This window comes from Flavobacterium sp. F52 (genome assembly GCF_000278705.1).
GTDB classification, from domain to species: domain Bacteria; phylum Bacteroidota; class Bacteroidia; order Flavobacteriales; family Flavobacteriaceae; genus Flavobacterium; species Flavobacterium anhuiense.
The window spans coordinates 25,180-41,554 of sequence record NZ_AKZQ01000040.1; the positions used below are offsets into that span (position 1 = coordinate 25,180).

At 31.7% G+C, this 16,375-nt stretch carries 21 protein-coding genes; 8 read left to right on the plus strand and 13 right to left on the minus strand.

Features of this window, described 5'->3' with window-relative positions:
- Window positions 1-14: 14 nt before the first annotated feature.
- From FF52_RS21395 to FF52_RS21405, 3 genes are read right to left on the minus strand one after another with little or no spacing between them, the layout of a single operon-like run.
- Window positions 15-542, minus strand: coding sequence for an ExbD/TolR family protein (locus tag FF52_RS21395; protein WP_008468904.1), 528 nt, complete (start codon window positions 540-542; stop codon window positions 15-17).
- A gap of 28 nt (window positions 543-570) precedes the next feature.
- Entirely contained in the window at window positions 571-1,095 is a 525-nt protein-coding gene (locus FF52_RS21400; RefSeq protein WP_008468905.1) for an ExbD/TolR family protein, read from the minus strand.
- 11 nt (window positions 1,096-1,106) lie between these two features.
- Complete coding sequence (locus FF52_RS21405; protein WP_008468906.1) at window positions 1,107-1,631, minus strand: ExbD/TolR family protein; 525 nt, start codon at window positions 1,629-1,631, stop codon at window positions 1,107-1,109.
- A gap of 213 nt (window positions 1,632-1,844) precedes the next feature.
- Between FF52_RS21405 and FF52_RS21410 the strand changes: the two genes are divergently transcribed.
- Window positions 1,845-2,399, plus strand: coding sequence for a fasciclin domain-containing protein (locus FF52_RS21410; RefSeq protein WP_008468907.1), 555 nt, complete (start codon window positions 1,845-1,847; stop codon window positions 2,397-2,399).
- 79 nt (window positions 2,400-2,478) lie between these two features.
- Here the strand turns inward: FF52_RS21410 and FF52_RS21415 are convergent, their stop codons facing one another.
- The 7 genes from FF52_RS21415 to FF52_RS21445 all read right to left on the minus strand — a co-directional run bounded on the left by FF52_RS21415 (window position 2,479) and on the right by FF52_RS21445 (window position 9,379).
- Window positions 2,479-3,324, minus strand: coding sequence for an EamA family transporter (locus tag FF52_RS21415; RefSeq protein ID WP_008468908.1), 846 nt, complete (start codon window positions 3,322-3,324; stop codon window positions 2,479-2,481).
- 60 nt (window positions 3,325-3,384) lie between these two features.
- A complete protein-coding gene (locus FF52_RS21420; protein ID WP_008468909.1) occupies window positions 3,385-3,528 on the minus strand; it encodes a hypothetical protein in 144 nt (47 codons plus the stop codon).
- 195 nt (window positions 3,529-3,723) lie between these two features.
- Window positions 3,724-5,604: a M56 family metallopeptidase gene (locus tag FF52_RS21425; RefSeq protein ID WP_008468910.1), complete on the minus strand. Its 1,881-nt coding sequence runs from the start codon at window positions 5,602-5,604 to the stop codon at window positions 3,724-3,726.
- Between the two features lie 10 nt (window positions 5,605-5,614).
- Window positions 5,615-5,983: a BlaI/MecI/CopY family transcriptional regulator gene (locus tag FF52_RS21430; RefSeq protein WP_008468912.1), complete on the minus strand. Its 369-nt coding sequence runs from the start codon at window positions 5,981-5,983 to the stop codon at window positions 5,615-5,617.
- 28 nt (window positions 5,984-6,011) lie between these two features.
- Complete coding sequence (locus FF52_RS21435; RefSeq protein ID WP_008468913.1) at window positions 6,012-7,619, minus strand: M56 family metallopeptidase; 1,608 nt, start codon at window positions 7,617-7,619, stop codon at window positions 6,012-6,014.
- An 8-nt stretch (window positions 7,620-7,627) separates the two neighbouring features.
- Complete coding sequence (locus FF52_RS21440) at window positions 7,628-7,996, minus strand: BlaI/MecI/CopY family transcriptional regulator (RefSeq protein WP_008468914.1); 369 nt, start codon at window positions 7,994-7,996, stop codon at window positions 7,628-7,630.
- 165 nt (window positions 7,997-8,161) lie between these two features.
- Window positions 8,162-9,379 carry an MDR family MFS transporter gene (locus FF52_RS21445; RefSeq protein WP_008468915.1) on the minus strand — a complete coding sequence of 406 codons (1,218 nt, stop codon included), beginning with the start codon at window positions 9,377-9,379 and terminating at the stop codon, window positions 8,162-8,164.
- A 99-nt stretch (window positions 9,380-9,478) separates the two neighbouring features.
- Here FF52_RS21445 and FF52_RS21450 point away from each other — a divergent pair, with 99 nt between their 5' ends.
- The 7 genes from FF52_RS21450 to FF52_RS21480 all read left to right on the plus strand — a co-directional run bounded on the left by FF52_RS21450 (window position 9,479) and on the right by FF52_RS21480 (window position 14,466).
- Complete coding sequence (locus FF52_RS21450; protein WP_008468916.1) at window positions 9,479-10,078, plus strand: DUF1684 domain-containing protein; 600 nt, start codon at window positions 9,479-9,481, stop codon at window positions 10,076-10,078.
- A complete protein-coding gene (locus tag FF52_RS21455) occupies window positions 10,078-10,725 on the plus strand; it encodes a TatD family hydrolase (RefSeq protein WP_008468917.1) in 648 nt (215 codons plus the stop codon). Before FF52_RS21450 ends, FF52_RS21455 begins: the two co-directional genes overlap by 1 nt.
- Window positions 10,726-10,890: 165 nt before the next feature.
- Window positions 10,891-11,604 (plus strand): ThiF family adenylyltransferase, encoded by a 714-nt coding sequence (locus FF52_RS21460; protein WP_008468918.1) that lies wholly within the window; start codon window positions 10,891-10,893, stop codon window positions 11,602-11,604.
- A 169-nt stretch (window positions 11,605-11,773) separates the two neighbouring features.
- A complete protein-coding gene (locus FF52_RS21465; protein ID WP_008468919.1) occupies window positions 11,774-12,436 on the plus strand; it encodes an HAD family hydrolase in 663 nt (220 codons plus the stop codon).
- A 69-nt stretch (window positions 12,437-12,505) separates the two neighbouring features.
- Window positions 12,506-13,348, plus strand: coding sequence for a DUF2911 domain-containing protein (locus FF52_RS21470; protein ID WP_008468920.1), 843 nt, complete (start codon window positions 12,506-12,508; stop codon window positions 13,346-13,348).
- A 177-nt stretch (window positions 13,349-13,525) separates the two neighbouring features.
- Window positions 13,526-14,053, plus strand: a complete 528-nt coding sequence (locus FF52_RS21475) for a TetR/AcrR family transcriptional regulator (RefSeq protein WP_008468921.1) — start codon at window positions 13,526-13,528, stop codon at window positions 14,051-14,053.
- Window positions 14,053-14,466, plus strand: a complete 414-nt coding sequence (locus tag FF52_RS21480; protein ID WP_008468923.1) for a nuclear transport factor 2 family protein — start codon at window positions 14,053-14,055, stop codon at window positions 14,464-14,466. The genes FF52_RS21475 and FF52_RS21480 overlap by 1 nt, the downstream gene beginning before the upstream one ends.
- Before the next feature lie 12 nt (window positions 14,467-14,478).
- On the opposite strand, the gene FF52_RS21485 is transcribed toward FF52_RS21480, so the two are convergent.
- From FF52_RS21485 to FF52_RS21495, 3 genes are all read right to left on the minus strand, one after another.
- Window positions 14,479-15,108 carry an MCP four helix bundle domain-containing protein gene (locus FF52_RS21485; protein WP_008468924.1) on the minus strand — a complete coding sequence of 210 codons (630 nt, stop codon included), beginning with the start codon at window positions 15,106-15,108 and terminating at the stop codon, window positions 14,479-14,481.
- 21 nt (window positions 15,109-15,129) lie between these two features.
- On the minus strand, window positions 15,130-15,732 hold the full coding sequence (locus FF52_RS21490) for a hypothetical protein (protein WP_008468925.1): 603 nt from the start codon (window positions 15,730-15,732) through the stop codon (window positions 15,130-15,132).
- A gap of 106 nt (window positions 15,733-15,838) precedes the next feature.
- Window positions 15,839-16,372, minus strand: coding sequence for a hypothetical protein (locus FF52_RS21495; RefSeq protein WP_008468927.1), 534 nt, complete (start codon window positions 16,370-16,372; stop codon window positions 15,839-15,841).
- Between the last annotated feature and the right edge of the window lie 3 nt (window positions 16,373-16,375).

Here is a 16,375-nt window from a genome sequence, read left to right on the forward strand (position 1 = left end):
AACAATACTTATTATTAATTTGAAGCTATTAATTTTGATTCTTCTGGGGTAAATTCTGGAACAATATAATATGATGTTATTCCATTTATTTTCATTTCATCCAAAATATCTACCAAATTACCATAATTTGATTTTTTAGTAGGTTTAATAATGACTACTAGATCTCGTTTTAATTTATTAGAATCAGAAGTATAACTTTTTAAAGACTCGATTCTAGCGTTAAGTTCTTTTCGAATTCCATTTTTACCATATGCAACAGTTTTAGGCTTTTTAATTGGATTCGCTATAATTCCGATATAATAAATTAATTTGTTGTTTTCGCCTAGTATTACTGTAATCGATCTATCTTCACCATCATGACGAGACGGACAGTCGCAACAACCTCTATCTTGTCCTGTATCGTATTTCATTTCTTTAGGTTTTGACAATTCCCCTACAACCATAAAAAATATAATCAGTAAAAAAGAAACACTGACCATTGCTGTTAAATCAACTTTTGAATTTAACTTTCTGCTTCTGACTTTTTGTGGTAAATTTTTCATATGCTTTTTGATTAAGAAATAATCTGTATTAATTAGAGGCTAGTAATTTTGATTCTTCGGCAGTAAAATCGTCAACTATTGAATAGGTTTCAATATTGGCAACTTTCATTAGATCGAGTATGTTTACTAAATTACCGTAGTTTGATTTTTTACTCGGCTTTATTATTACAATTACACCATTCATTGGTTTTCCTACTGAAATCATATAATCATGAACTTCTTTCTTTTTACGGAATACTTCTTGGTTGATTGCATTTTTCCCAGATTTAAATTTCTTTGGCGTTTCCATGGGGAATTCTAATATTCCAGAATAAGTTATTATTTTATCGTTTTTGTCTAATAATATGGTATAGACCCGATTAGCTTTGATACATGCATAACCCCATCTACATACGTCTTTTTCAGGTAAAGCGAGATCCATTGTTTTTGATTTCGATAATTCCCCAACAACCATAAAAAAGATAATCAACAAGAATGAAACACTAACCATTGCCGTCAAATCCACTCTTGAATTTAACTTTCTGCTTCTGACTTTTTGAGGTAGATTTTTCATAGACTTTATATTTAATTTGAGGCTAGTAATTTTGATTCTTCTGCTGTAAAATCATCAACTATTGAATAGGTTTCAATTTTAGCAATTTTCATTTCATCTACTATATTTACTAAACTGCCATAGTTCGAGTGCTTACTCGGTTTTATAATAACGACAACACCGCTCATTGGTCTTCCTTCAGAGGTCATATAATCTTGTATTTCTTTCTTTTTGCGGAACACCTCTTGTCTTATCTCATTTTTTTGAAATCTAAACTCTTTTGGTTTTTCCAGTGGAAATTCTAACAAACCTGAGTAAGTAATCATTTTTCCGTTTTTATCTAGCAGTATTGTAAATAGTTGATCAGCTTTGACACATCCAATATTTTCTAGACATGCATATTTCTCTGGTAAATAAAAATTCATTTTTGAAGGCTTTGATAATTCGTTAACAACCATAAAAAATGAAATAAGTAAAAAAGAAATGCTGACCATTGCTGTTAAATCAACTCCTGAATTTAATTTTCTATCTCTGAATTTTTGAGCCAAATTTTTCATAATTGATGATTTTTGTTTTTAAATTTAACAATAAAATAAATGTAAAAATTAAATATTTTTAATTTTTTTAAGGAAATATTAAATTAAGCTAATACCCTATTTTACTGGTAATTTAAAAGAGAAGCTACACTTTTTTGCATAAGATTAGTTTCATGTGAAAACCAAAACAAGTTTATAACCGTAAATGAGCTTATAACTTAAAATCATTTCAATATGAAAACTAGAAAATTTTTAGCCCTTGCAGTTTTAGCTTTAGGATTTGCATTTACATCAAATGCACAAAAATCAGTGATGGTTGGTGGTGCAGCTATGTATCCAAACAAAAATATTATTGAAAATGCTGTAAATTCAAAAGATCATACAACATTGGTTGCAGCTGTTAAATCCGCCGATTTAGTTGAGACTTTAAAAGGAAAAGGCCCTTTTACTGTTTTTGCTCCTACAAACGAAGCTTTTGATAAATTGCCAAAAGGAACCGTAGAAACATTATTAAAACCAGAGAATAAAAAGCAACTTCAAAACATTTTGACTTATCATGTTGCTGCTGGAAAATGGAATGCTTCTGATATTGCAAAAGCAATAAAAGAAGGTAAAGGAAAAGCAACTATAAAAGCGGTAAATGGTGGAACGCTGACAGCTTGGATGAAAGGGAAAGACTTATACATTACGGATGAAAATGGTAATAAAGCAAAAGTTACTATCGCAGATGTAAATCAATCAAATGGAGTAATTCACGTTGTTGATGCAGTACTGCTTCCTAAAAAATAATAGTTTCAAATTCCAACTTAAAAATTCCAAATTCCAAGCATATTGGAATTTGGAATTTTTACTTTAAGATTTTTTGAAATTATTTTTTAGCAGTCAAAGTGCTTCCTGCCGAAGCGATAACAACACAAATTACAGCTAGAATTTCATAAAGATTCAAACTTTCATTAAGAAAAATAAAAGCACAGATAGAAGCGGCAGCTGGTTCTAAACTCATCAAAATGCTAAAAGTGCGCGGAGGAAGTTTCCCTAAAGCTTTCATTTCTAAGGTAAACGGAATTGCGCTTGATAATAGGGCTAGAGCAACACCCATTCCGAATAATTTTGGTGTTAGATTGCTTAATCCGCTGTCTAAAAGTCCAAAGGGTAAAACTAAAAGCGCCGCAAAAAGCATTCCTGTCGTTACTGCATAACCGTCGTTCATTATTCTTGAAATTCTGCCTCCTAAAACAATATATCCGCTCCAAAAAGCTCCTGCCAAGAGAGCACATATAATTCCGATTGGATCTAAACGATCATTTGTCCAAGGCGCAATTAATAAGATGCCAATTGCCGCAAGTAAAACCCAACAATAATCTACTAGACGTTTTGAACCTGCAATTGCAAGTAATAATGGTCCAACAAATTCTAAAGTTACCGCTAGACCAATTGGAATTCTTTCTATTGCAATGTAAAAAATTAAATTCATAGCGCCTAGAGACAAGCCATATGGAATTACAATTTTCCACTGTTGTGAGGTTATTGCTTTTAGATTGGGTCTGTATGCCAATAATAAAATTAATGCCGAAACGCCAATACGTATAGATGCCGTACCAGCTGCGCCAATTGTTGGGAAAAGTGTTTTTGCAATTGCTGCGCCACATTGCACACTGATAATCGCTAATAATACTGCTGGAACAGGAGGAAGGCTGATTTCTCTGTTTTTCATAAAAAGTGTGACAGAAATTAAAAAAGCTATTTCTGTCTTATAAATAAAACGTATTCTAAATTAATTGCCTAATGCTCTTTTGGTAACATAGGCGCGATAACCAATAATTGCCATTTGCCATTTCTTTGCTTTCGAAATATCCAGACCTTGTTTGGTAAAGCTTGGCAAAAGTAGTTTATTTAGTTTGGCTAATAATTTATACATAGTAGATTTGTTTCGCCAAAGATATAAAAAAAAGACTTTGTGTTTGAAGCAAAGTCTTTTGGCAGTAAAATGAAATGAGTATTTAAAATCTGAGAATCAGATCGTCTCTATGAGTTCTGAAGTTTTTATTGGAATTTTAATAAAGAAAAACCAATGCTTTGAAACACTGGTTTTTTCTTATTTTAAAATGAGCGACTAGGCTTTTTTGTTTTGTTTTTCCATTTCTTTCATGTTCTTTTCATGCTGTTTCATCTCTTTTTCATGTTGCTTCATGTTTTTAGCATGCTGCTTCATATTTTCTTTATGCTGTTTCATATCAAGCTCATACTGTTTCATGTCTTGTTCATATTGCTTCATACTATTTTCGTAGTCTTTAGAATCGTCTCCAAAGCTAAATTTAAAATCATAGTTGAATTTTTCCATTTGAGCATTGAACTTTTCCATTGCAATCTCATATTTAGCCATTTCTTTCTCATAAATTGCTTCGCGTTTAGACATGATTTCGCTGACAGCATCTCCGTAAGCAGACATAGCATCAATGTTTGGTTGGAAATTCTCCATTTTCTTTTCAAATTCTTCCATTTCTTTTTCAAACTTCTGCATCGCTACTTTGTCTTTTGGATTTCTAGGAGCAACCGGAGGTTTTGGCATTTTTGACATGTCAACTGCAGGCGCAGGAGGCAGTGGTCCAGAAGGAAATGCTGGAGGTGTTGGAGGTGTTGGAGGTACTGGAGCAGCGATATCTGACTCTCCGTGATTTCTAACAATAATTCTTTCATTTCTTATTGTTATTGGCATTCTAAGGTTTCTATCTGTATTAATATTGATTGATTTTGCTCCATTTTCATCTGTTCCAATTGCTAATTCGCAATCTTTTATAGCTTCATCTCCGTCAATTTTGATGGTTTGTTTTTTACCAGAATCCGATTTTACTTTGATTTGAATCGCAGTTAGTTCTTCTTTGGTATTTCTTTTTACATCTGAAATTTCAACATCAAGATTATGGTTTGCTTTTAACTTTCCAGGAAGCTCGTTTAATTCCTTGTCAGTTGTATTTTTTGTTATTTTGATAGTTTCATCAGAATCTTTAACAGTATCTCTTTTCACAACTGCAACTTCATCTTGTTTCTTTTCTTGGGCAATAGTTCTTATTTGAAATAAAAGAACAAATGCTCCAAGGGCGGGAATTACTGCTGAATATTTCCAATAATTCCTTTTTTTTGATTGATTTTTGTTTAACATGACAATTCGTTTTTTGATTAATGATTGATAAAAATGATTGGTGATTGCAACACAAGTATCGTGTGTTGTTATTTTTAAAAGCGTGTACTGATAAGCTTTTTTGTCTGCAATTTTTTTAGAAGCTTCGCTGTCTGCAATAAATTCAAGATTTTGTAAAATTGCTTTTTTATAAAGCCAAACAATTGGATTAAACCAAAATAGCATACAGAAAATTCTAGAGATCAAAACATCAACAGTATGTTTTTGATCGCTGTGCACTTTTTCATGTTCTAGAATATTCTCTAATTCTGCAGCTGTATATAGTGATGAGTTATATACAATGTAGTCAAAATAGGAGAAGGGAGCAATATTTTCATCCACATCAATGAATTTAAAATCATTTTGCTGTTCTATTTTTCTTCCTTTCAAAACAGAGTGTAAACTATAAAAATCAAGAGCAAATTTGATTAGAAATGCCAAGAAGCCAATCCCGTAAACTACAGCTAAGATTAAACTCCAGTTGATTTCAAAATCTTCCTCCTCAACAACTGTAACGGTTGTCGGTTTGTATTGAGGTGTGTAAACAATAGCATCTTGACTTGAAGTTGGAATATTTTTTACAGCATTTTCAGTAGTTGTAATAATTGGAGTGGGAGCAATCGCAGGCGGTGCTTCAACCCAAATCACTTTGGTGTATACTACAAAAGGCAGTACAACAGAGGTAATCAAACCAGCAATTAAAAACCAGCGGCTACTGTTGAAAAAAGTTTCTTTGCGAAGTAAAAAAATGTAAGCAAAATAAAACATTGCTAATAACCCGCTTGACTTAAGGATAAAAATGAAAAGTGCTTCCATACTATTTTGATTATTTACCTTCTTTTGGATTTTCGATCATATCTAAGATTTCACGCAGTTCATCTGCCGAAATTTTTTCTTCTTTGGCAAAAAATGAAACCATGCTTTTATAAGAACTATTAAAATAATTGTCAATAGCTGTGCTCATAAAACCTTTTCGATAATCTTCTATACTTACAGCTGGATAATACTGATGCGTATTTCCAAAAGCATTGTGTGCGACATACCCTTTTTCTTCCAAATTACGGACAATGGTAGATAAAGTGTTGTAATGCGGCTGATCTTCTAAAATCTCTGCTTGAATTTCTTTTACAAAAGCCTTTTTCAGCTTCCATAAAATATGCATAATTTCTTCTTCTTTATTGGTTAATTTTTGCATTTCTTTTCTATTTAAAATTAGAAACGTTTTATTTTTTAGTTTCGATTTGGATTACTCCATTTGAACCTTTATCACCATATTCGACAACTGCTTCTGTTCCTTTAAAAACATGTACCGACAAAATATCATTAGATTTAATGCTATTATAATCAAAGTCCGAAGGCATTTCTTCTCCGTCAACAATTATAAGCGGACTAGATGTTTTAGCATTCTTTTTTGTACCGTTTGAAATGGCAACTGCCGTACCTGTGTTAGTCGTAATAACTTTAGTGCCGTTGTCTTTGTTTATTATTACAGTAGTGCTAATATTTGTATTAGTATCACTGTTAGTTTTTGTACTAGTAATAGAATTAGTGTTAACATGGGTTTCTGTATTAGTAGTTATAGTTTTAATTTCCGGATTTTTATTGGCTTTGCCATTCATAGAAACTTTTTTGCTGACAGTAATTTTTTCATCAGTAGTCTGAATGCCTGCTTTTTTCTTTCCATTTTTGTCTGTTATGACAATTATTCCGAAATCTTTGATAGTTTTATCTCCTCCAGTTTGTATAGATTGAGATTTCTCACTTCCATTAATTATGTCAACTTTAATTGAGGTTAATTCGTTTTCTGAGTTTCTTTTGATTTGAGAAACTTCAAAATTAATGTTGTGCAATTTTTTTAATTTTTCTTTTATCTCTGTTAGCTGTGCATCGGTTGAGTTTTTTAAGATTTTGTACACATCTACAGACTCAATTTCTGTTGAAGCTACTTTTGCGTTCGGTTGCCTTTCTTTTGCAACTACCTCAATCTGAAATAATAATACAAATGCAACAAGAGCAGGAATTACAGCGTAATACTTCCAATAATTCCTTCTTTTTGATTGATTTTTGTTTAACATGACGATTCGTTTTTTGATTAATGATTGATAAAAATGATTGGTGATTGCAACACAATTTTCGTGTGTTGTTATTTTTAAAAGTGTGTACTGATATGCTTTTTTATCTTGAAGTTTTTTTGCCGCTTCGCTGTCGGCGATAAACTCCAGATTTTGCAGTATTGCTTTTTTATAAAGCCAGACAATCGGATTGAACCAGAAAATAATGCTGAATATTCTTGAAATTAATACATCTAACGTGTGATTTTGATCGCTGTGCACTTTTTCGTGTTCAAGAATACTCTCTAATTCTGAAGGTGTGTACAGTGATGAGTTGTACACGATATATTCAAAATAGGAGAAAGGAGCAATGTTTTCGTTTATATCTATGAACTTGAAATCGGCCTGCTGTTGGATTTTTTTTCCTTTAATAATCGAATTTAAACTGTAAAAGTCAATTGCTAATTTTATTAAGAATATCAAAAGACCAATGGCGTAAAGGCAAAGTATGAAATAATTCCAGTTAAAATTTGAAGATTCTTCTTGATATGCGTTTGATACAATATTATGAAAATCGGTATTAAACTTGGGAACAGCATTTATCCATATCACCTTTGTGTAAGTCAACAATGGTAGAATTGCCGATACAATTAAGCCAGACAAAAGAAACCATCTGTTGCTGTTAAAAAATGTTTCTTTGCGCAGTAAGAAAAAATAAGCGCAATAAAAAAGAAGCATTAAACTGCTGGATTTGGCGATATAAATAAAAAGTGCTTCCATAATCTGAATTAGTTATCTTCTTTTTTATTTTCGATCATCGATAAAATTTCACGCAATTCATCAGCTGAAATTTTTTCTTCTTTAGCAAAAAAGGAAACCATGCTTTTATAAGAACTATTAAAGTAATTATCGATTGCGGTTTTCATAAATCCTTTTCTGTAATCTTCAATCGGCACAATCGGAAAGTATTGATGTGTATTTCCGAAGGCATTGTGTCCAACATATCCTTTTTCTTCCAAATTACGCACAATAGTAGACAAGGTGTTATAATGCGGTTGGTCCTCAGTAATTTCGGCTTGAATTTCTTTTACAAAAGCTTTTTTCAGCTTCCATAAAATCATCATAATTTCTTCTTCTTTATTTGTTAACTTCTGCATCTTCTCTAATTTTAATTCAAACCTACAACTATTTTTTTAGTTGCACAACTATAAAAATAGTTATTTAACTAAAAATTAAGTTTGATTTCGATTTTGAGCGCAGAAAAGCTATTCAAATTTAATGGTAATAAATTGAATTCTAAGGTTTTAAAAAGTTAAAAATGTTTACGAAGCTTTTTCGTTGATCAAAGCATTTTTAATCCAAATGCAGCAGCCAGTTGCAACAACTCCAATGCAGGCCATAAAAAGCCAATTGATTTGGTAGCCACATCGGGTAATAATCTCAAAGCCAAGTTTAGAACTTACAATATGAGCAAGACTAAAACTCATGGTATATAGCGCCATATAGCGTCCTTCTTGTCCGCGTGGCGCACGGCTCAGTGCAAATGCATTGGAAAACGGAAAAGTAAGCACTTCACCAATAGAAATGCAAATCATGCTGACAACCAATATTCCTGCCCAGAAATTAATAAGAAGCAAAAAGAAACTGGATGCCATTACAAAAGATCCCACTATTATAATTCGGATTTTAGGAAAAGCTTTTCGTTCTAAAAATCCAACCGTTGGCATTTCAAGAGAGAAGATTAAAAGTCCATTTAAAGTCATTAAAAGACCTGTTTGGAATTCGCTTAAGCCAAATTTTTCATTATGATATAAAGGAAGTGTTGTAAAAAGCTGGAAGAAAATCATAGCCGTGATAAAACTTACAAATAAGAAGACCCAGAAAATTTTATCATGAAAAACCGATTTTACATCAGAAGCACTTTCTGTTTTATCGTCATGAGTGGCTTTTTTCTTTTCTTTTACCAATAAAGCAAAAATCGAGATCGAAATAATACACGAAGCCCCATCAACCCAGAAAAGGCCAGAATATCCCATTCCCATAATAATTAAACCTCCAAGTGCTGGACCAGCAGCAAAACCTAAATTTACGGCAAGACGAACCAATGTCAATGCACGAGTTCTATTTTCTGGTTTAGCATAAGCTCCAAGAGACACAAACATCGCAGGGCGAAACATGTCTGCAATGGTCATAAGAACAAACATCGCAGCGCAAAGTGCCCAGAAAGTAGTAATATATTGTACAAAGAAAAGAGAAACCCCACTGGTAAATAAACTAAAAATCATGATTTTATAGAATCCTATTTTATCTGATAGTTTACCTCCAAGCCAAGAACCAAGCATTGATCCAAAACCAAATGCGACCATAATCCATCCGACTTGATTGTATGTAAAATGAAGATCTTCTTTTAAATATTTTGATAAAAAAGGAAGAACCATTGTCCCCGCGCGGTTGATAAAAGTGATTATGGCAAGAATCCAAACTTCTCTGGTAAAACCTCGAAAGTTGTTGATGTAGTGGGTTAGGGCGTTTTTAAGCATTTTGTGTGATAGATTATCGTCACAAAGTTAGGAAACTTTGTCTCGTTAAGTGGTTGTTGTTTTGTTACTTTTGAACTATTTTTGCAGAAAATTTCTAAGATGAAAACTATAAATGCCCTAGCTTTATTGTTGGTTTTTAATTTTGGCTTTGCACAAAAAAAGTTTAGTAAAACTGATGTTGAAAAGTTTCAAAAGAAAATCAACTCCGAATATGCTGATCCTAAGACAAGTCCGTTGATGGCTGAAGATCTAAAAACTTTTAAAAGCTTAGATTTTTTTCCTATTTCTGAAACTTATTTTGTTAACGCAACTTTGGTAAAAGCCAAAGGAGGAAAAGTTTTTGAAATGAAAACTTCTGGAACTCGTACTCCTAAATATATAAAATATGGAACTTTAAACTTTAAAATCAATGGCAAACCGTTTCAGCTTGCTGTTTATCAAAGTTTAGATCTTATTGTACAGGAAAAATATAAAAATCATTTGTTTTTGCCTTTTTCAGATTTAACAACGGGCAAAGAAAGTTACATCGGCGGACGTTATATTGATTTAGAAATTCCGAAGGGAAATACTATAGCGGTCGATTTCAATCAAGCTTATAATCCATATTGCGCTTATAACTACAAGTATTCTTGTCCGCTTGTGCCACAGGAGAATGATTTAAAAATTGCAATCAAAGCTGGGGTAAAGACTTTTCATTAATGAAATATTTTAATCTTCATACGCATCAATTTACCAATCAATCGGATGTTTTAGAATTGGTTAATCAATATCCAAAAGATTTTGATGCGTCAATTCCATTTTATTCGATAGGAATTCATCCGTGGTATATTGAGGAAACTCGACTTCATGAAGATTTAAAGATTATTGAAGAAAAACTGCAAACCCAAAATTGTCTGGCAATTGGAGAATGCGGTTTAGATAAAAGAATTGAAGTACCGTTTGATTTACAGATTTCTGTTTTTGAAAAGCAATTGGAATTAGCAGAAAAATTTAAAAAGCCTGTAGTGATTCATTGCGTGGCTGCTTTTCAGGAAGTGATGGCGATTAAGAAAAGATTGAAAATTTCAGTTCCAATGATTATCCATGGTTTTTCAAAAAATAGTCAGCTTGCAGAACAATTAATTACTGCCGGATTTTATCTTTCATTTGGAAAACATTTAGTGAAAAATCCAGATTTGAAATCGGTTTTTCAAAATGTCCCAAATGATCGTTTTTTCTTAGAAACAGATACTATTGAAGAATCAATTAAGCAAGTTTACGAATTAGCTTCTAAATATAAAGAGTTTGATTTAAAAGAATTAGAAAGTGTTATTTCAAGTAATTATAGAAGTGCGTTTGAACAATAAAAAGTAAAAAGGTATTTATGTTCAAAGTTTGTCACCCTGAGCGAAGTCTAAGGGCGCTCCAATTGGAAAGAGGTTTCGACTTCGCTCAGCGTGACAGCCGATGAAACTCGAAACTTGAAACATTAAACTTGAAACAAAAAGAATAAAAACAACAAAAAAGAATATATGGCAGAATGGACAGAAAGAGCTGAGCTTTTGTTTACTAAAGAAGGATTAGAAAATTTACAAAAATCTAATGTTTTAGTCGTAGGACTAGGAGGAGTTGGATCTTTTGCAGCTGAATTTTTAGCAAGAGCGGGAGTAGGAAACATGACAATTGTAGACGGAGACGTTGTGGATATAACCAATATTAACCGTCAATTACCAGCATTACATTCAACAGTTGGTCAGCCAAAAATCAAAATTGTAGGAGATCGTTTAATGGATATTAATCCAGAATTAAATTTGACACGTGTTCAGGAATTTCTTTCTCCAGAACGTGCTTTTGAAATTGTTTCTCCAGAATTTGATTATGTTTTAGACTGCATTGACAGTATTACTCCAAAATTAAATCTGATAATTGCTGCAAAACGCAAAAGAGTAAAAATCATTAGCAGTATGGGTGCTGGCGGAAAAATGTTGGCTTCAAAAGTAAAAGTAAGTGATATTTCAAAAACGATCAATTGCTACTTTTCAAAAACAATTCGTAAGCGTTTAAAAGAAGCAAAAATCAATAAATTGAAAGTAGTTTTCTCTTCTGAAATCCAAGACGAAAAAAGTTTAAAATTAACAGACGGTAAAAACTTCAAAAAATCGTTTTACGGAACAAATAGCTATATGCCAGGATTATTTGGCTTGCACGCTGCAGAAACGGTGATTAGACATTTGCTTAAAAAGTAAGGTTCTAAGATGCTGAGATTCTAAGTTGCTAAGTTTTTTCTACTGAAACGCTGAATCTTAATTCTTTGAACTTATAAATAAAACGTAAAGGAACTTTGACAAAGTTAAACACACAACGAGAGAAACCTTAGAATCTTAGCGTCTCAGAATCTCAGAAACTTAAAAAAAAATGATTAAAACAGTAATTTTTGATATGGACGGCGTAATCGTTGACACAGAACCCGTTCATCGTTATGCTTATTATTTGCAATTTTCAGAATTGAATATCGAAGTTCCTGAAGAAATGTACACTACATTTACAGGATTTTCTACTCGAAATACATTCCAGACTTTAAAAAGCTATTTTCCAACTGTAGAGCAGGAGGTTGAAGATTTGATTCAGAGAAAAAGAACTATTTTTAATAATGCTTTTGATACTAAGGAAGATTTACATCTTTTGGATGGTGTTGAGGATTTGATTAAAGATTTGTACCACAACGGAATACAGTTAATTTTAGCTTCTTCGGCTTCGAAAGTTACTATCGATCGCGTTTTTACTAGATTTAATCTTCATCAATATTTTACACATATTGTAAGCGGTGAAGATTTTCCACAATCAAAACCAGATCCAGCGATATTTATTCACGCAGCTTCATTGTCGATTGCTCCAAAAGAAGAATGCATTATTATTGAAGATAGCACAAACGGAGTAAAAGCAGCAAAAGGCGCAGGGATTTATTGTGTAGGCTACAAAAGCGAACATTCACATCTTCAGGATTTATCTGAAGCAGATTTGGTTATAGATCATTTTAACGAATTAAATGCTGAAAAAATATCACAGCTTAAAGCTTGAATTATATAAAATTTAACATTTCTTAGCTGATTGAATTTGTAAATTTGAATAAAATAAAAACTTAAAATAATGAAGAAACTACTTATTGCTTTAGCCCTGATTATCGCTCCATTAGCATCAGAAGCACAAGTAAAAACTCCGCAGGCAAGTCCAAAAGGATATATTAAACAAACTGTTGGTTTAACCGATGTTGAAGTTACGTATTCAAGACCGGGAGCAAGAGGAAGAGCCGTGTTCGGGAATTTAGTTCCGTTTGGGAAACTGTGGAGAACAGGAGCAAACGAAAATACAATCATAAACTTTAGCGATGATGTTGTAATTGACGGAAAAACGCTAAAGAAAGGAAAATATGCAATTTATACAGTTCCTAGAATCGAAAGCTGGGATATCATTTTTTATCTTTCAACAGATAACTGGGGATTGCCAGAAAATTGGAGTGATGCTTATGTAGCTTTGAAAACTACAGTAAAAGAAGAGGCGTTGCCAACTCCTGTTGAAACATTTACAATCGGAATTAACGGTTTAGATCCAAATTTTGGTTATTTAGATATTTCTTGGGAAAACTCTCATGTGGCTTTAAAATTTGAAGTTCCAACTGCAAAAATCGCTACAGCAAGTATAGACAAAGCTTTGGCTGGTCCAACTTGGAATGATTATTTTGCCGCTTCTCAATATTTATTCCAGTCAAACGGAAATATCGAAACAGCTAGAACTTATGTTGACAAAGCGCTTGATATGAGTTCGGATAAACCATATTATGTGTCAAGATTAAAATCATTGATTCAAGCAAAACAAGGTGATAAAAAAGGCGCAATCGAAACTGCAAAGGCTTCTTTGGCATCTGCTGAAGCTGCAAACAATGCAGATTACGTTAAATTGAACAAAGATAGTATCGCTGAGTGGAGCAGATAATAATTCAAAAGAATTATTAAATTCCAATTATAAAAATTACAAATTCCAAGACTTTAGGGTTTTGGAATTTTTTTTGAAATAAATATAGACAGACTTGTCTGTATATTTAAATTTTTATTACATTTGCAACTGTTTAGCTCTAGTTTAGAGCGATATATGAAAGTAATACATTTTAAGATGCAACCTAAAGAACGAATTTTAGAAAAAACTTTTACTTTATTTCATAAGCAAGGCTATAATGCTACAGGAATAAATCAAATTATTGAAGAAGCAAAAGTGGCTAAAGCCAGTTTTTATCAGCACTTTAAATCTAAAGAAGATTTATGCGTAGCTTTTCTAGAGCAACGCCATTCTTTTTGGTTTAACGAATTGTTGAAATTTACTTCAAATGTTGAAGATTCTAACTTGAAGGTTATTGCATCATTTGATTTTTTGATCTACATGAATAAAAAGGAAAATTTTAGAGGATGCAGTTTTCTAAATATACTATCAGAGATTCCTTCTGATAATATTAAGATACTGAACGTTATTCAAAGCCATAAGAGTGATTTGCGAGTTTATTTTAAAGATATTTTAAAAGATGATTTGTTAGCAGATCACATCTATTTATTATTTGAAAGCTGTATAATCGAAAGTCAGTTGTTTAAATCAAATCAGTTAATCGAACAATCAAAAAAGATAATTCAAACTTTAATTTTAAAATAATGGAACAGAAATTACCATTGCCTCCTTTCTCTTTAGAAACGGCAATAGAAAAAATTCAATTAGCAGAAGATGCATGGAACAGCCAAGATCCTGAAAGAGTTTCAAAAGCGTACACGGTAGACAGCGAATGGAGAAACAGGGACAAATTTGTAAATGGTCGTGATGAAATCATTCTTTTTTTGACTGAAAAATGGAAAAAAGAAAGAAACTACAAATTGAAAAAGGAATATTGGGCTCATACCGAAAACAGAATTGCAGTGCGATTTGAGTACGAATACCAAGATATTGATGGAAATTGGTTTAGAGCTTACGGAAATGAAAACTGGGAGTTTGACGCAAACGGTTTAATGCAGAAAAGATATGCTAGTATAAACGATCTTCAGATTTCTGAACAAGACAGAAAGTTTAAATAATACGAAACTAAATTAATTCATACTAGGCGGTTCAGGAATTTTTATTTTTTGCTTGATTTTCTTTACAATCAAAAGATAAAAAGTAATGCCGCCTAAAATGATCAATAAAGCAATTTGAAGTTGGCCTAAACTATTATTTCTGCTGTACATCGCATTCGCAGCTGCAAGTTTAGCTTTTCCTTCTTCGATCTGAATTTGAGAAAGGGATTCAAGCGTTTTTAGAGCTTCTGCGCTTGAAATGGCAATTTTATTCCAGTTTTTGCTTTCAACTTGCTTATTTATTTCTTTGCAGGAAAGCAAAAAGGCATCAAAATATTGTTTTTCTTTATTCGTTAAAACGGTTTTAGCATACAAATCGTCAATATCATGAATAATATCAAGTGTGTGAATAATTTCATCTTTCTTGATATTGTCACTCAAATTCAATTTTTCGGCTTCAGCTTTTATAAAATGAAGTTCTTTTGAATATTGAAAAATATAATGCGCCACAACCAAACGATCTTTGTAAATCGCATTGATATTGTCGTTTACATTTTTAGAGTTTCGCAGCGTATTAAAGTTACCAAGCAGAATGATAAGCATTACGACTAGTAAAATAAAAGCTGCTTTAGTTTTATTGCTGTATCTTCTGTGATCTTTCATAGCTTTTGGGAAACTAAAATTTTAATCAATCATTTTGTTTTCTAAGAGTGCAATGTTTTTTATGGATGACAAAGGAGTAATTTTTATTTTTTTGTCTCCTTTAATGAGATAGAAATAATACAAGCTATTATTTCCGATTATAAAAACATTCTTAGATCCACCTTCATTTAAATCCAACTGATAGCTGTAATCCAGTCTATTTTCCTTTAGTTTTTTCTTAGTGAAATAGCCTCCAGCTAATCCGTAACCTAAAAAAAAGGACAATAAAAAAATGACAAGCGATTTTATGGCAATACCATTATAGTAGCTTTTAGTTTCTTGTGGTGATAATCCGTCAGTTGATTTCAGTTCAAAAGATTTTTTTACAAACGGCAAATCTTTATTCTTGGCTAAGAAGGAAGGAAGATAAAAATGAAGCAAAAAAAGTAAAATAATTGCCCCTAAAATCACTGGGTTTGAAGTAAATTCAGCAATCGGACTAATTAATATATCCATTATTGTAGAATACCGCAATATGTTAATTCCGAATTGGTAGTAAAATATACTATCCTTTAATATTCCCATTAAAATTAGAAATAGATATCCAAAAGGCAATAGCTTTTCTAAATCGTCTGAAATCTTCATGAAACTAATTTTTATCTAAAATAGTGTTTTAGTTTAAATTTTCAAGAAGTTTTATAAAGGAGTATAGAAATATTTTTTAGAGTAAAGAAAATGATCATTTCTTGTTTTACAGAGTTTTTTGAAATTTATCTCCAATATAAATAAAAAACAAACCAAAAAGCAATAAAAAGAGTGCTATTCTTTGAAATCTAGATCGTTTATCTTTATAATTATACTCATTTCTTCCGTCAATATCAATTTTAAAAATTTCAGGATTAACTTCTTTTTTGTCCAATGCTTTTATCCAAACAGTTATATTCTTTGAGCCTTCTAAATATGAAGAAATCTTATCATTTTCTGTATTGCCATTGTATAACGGACTAGAAGCCCCACTTTCTAAAATAAAAGTTTTGTTATATTCATTTAAAGTAAAAATTAAGGTTGAGTTTCTACTCAATCTTTTATTGCCAAATCTTTCTTTGTATGAAACTATTTTAGAAGAAGAACTAGTTGATTTAATAGTACCTTCAAGAGGTATTAGCATATCATCAAATGTAAAAGCTAATGGTAAAAATAAAAATAAAGCAACTAAAATCATTCCTGTTCCTAATGATGAAACTTTATTTTGGTATAATAATTTTAGTTTGGAAAAAAATACCATTTA

Bases quoted from the DNA above. Each gene is read 5' to 3' on its own strand.
- FF52_RS21455 (WP_008468917.1), top strand. From the start codon at position 10,078: ATGAAATATTTTAATCTTCATACGCATCAATTTACCAATCAATCGGAT.
- FF52_RS21430 (WP_008468912.1), bottom strand. From the start codon at position 5,983: ATGCAAAAATTAACCAATAAAGAAGAAGAAATTATGCATATTTTATGG.
- FF52_RS21395 (WP_008468904.1), bottom strand. From the start codon at position 542: ATGAAAAATTTACCACAAAAAGTCAGAAGCAGAAAGTTAAATTCAAAA.
- FF52_RS21405 (WP_008468906.1), bottom strand. From the start codon at position 1,631: ATGAAAAATTTGGCTCAAAAATTCAGAGATAGAAAATTAAATTCAGGA.
- FF52_RS21475 (WP_008468921.1), top strand. From the start codon at position 13,526: ATGCAACCTAAAGAACGAATTTTAGAAAAAACTTTTACTTTATTTCAT.
- FF52_RS21480 (WP_008468923.1), top strand. From the start codon at position 14,053: ATGGAACAGAAATTACCATTGCCTCCTTTCTCTTTAGAAACGGCAATA.
- FF52_RS21420 (WP_008468909.1), bottom strand. From the start codon at position 3,528: ATGTATAAATTATTAGCCAAACTAAATAAACTACTTTTGCCAAGCTTT.
- FF52_RS21435 (WP_008468913.1), bottom strand. From the start codon at position 7,619: ATGGAAGCACTTTTTATTTATATCGCCAAATCCAGCAGTTTAATGCTT.
- FF52_RS21425 (WP_008468910.1), bottom strand. From the start codon at position 5,604: ATGGAAGCACTTTTCATTTTTATCCTTAAGTCAAGCGGGTTATTAGCA.
- FF52_RS21460 (WP_008468918.1), top strand. From the start codon at position 10,891: ATGGCAGAATGGACAGAAAGAGCTGAGCTTTTGTTTACTAAAGAAGGA.
- FF52_RS21410 (WP_008468907.1), top strand. From the start codon at position 1,845: ATGAAAACTAGAAAATTTTTAGCCCTTGCAGTTTTAGCTTTAGGATTT.
- FF52_RS21490 (WP_008468925.1), bottom strand. From the start codon at position 15,732: ATGAAGATTTCAGACGATTTAGAAAAGCTATTGCCTTTTGGATATCTA.
- FF52_RS21465 (WP_008468919.1), top strand. From the start codon at position 11,774: ATGATTAAAACAGTAATTTTTGATATGGACGGCGTAATCGTTGACACA.
- FF52_RS21445 (WP_008468915.1), bottom strand. From the start codon at position 9,379: ATGCTTAAAAACGCCCTAACCCACTACATCAACAACTTTCGAGGTTTT.
- FF52_RS21450 (WP_008468916.1), top strand. From the start codon at position 9,479: ATGAAAACTATAAATGCCCTAGCTTTATTGTTGGTTTTTAATTTTGGC.
- FF52_RS21415 (WP_008468908.1), bottom strand. From the start codon at position 3,324: ATGAAAAACAGAGAAATCAGCCTTCCTCCTGTTCCAGCAGTATTATTA.
- FF52_RS21495 (WP_008468927.1), bottom strand. From the start codon at position 16,372: ATGGTATTTTTTTCCAAACTAAAATTATTATACCAAAATAAAGTTTCA.
- FF52_RS21400 (WP_008468905.1), bottom strand. From the start codon at position 1,095: ATGAAAAATCTACCTCAAAAAGTCAGAAGCAGAAAGTTAAATTCAAGA.
- FF52_RS21470 (WP_008468920.1), top strand. From the start codon at position 12,506: ATGAAGAAACTACTTATTGCTTTAGCCCTGATTATCGCTCCATTAGCA.
- FF52_RS21485 (WP_008468924.1), bottom strand. From the start codon at position 15,108: ATGAAAGATCACAGAAGATACAGCAATAAAACTAAAGCAGCTTTTATT.
- FF52_RS21440 (WP_008468914.1), bottom strand. From the start codon at position 7,996: ATGCAGAAGTTAACAAATAAAGAAGAAGAAATTATGATGATTTTATGG.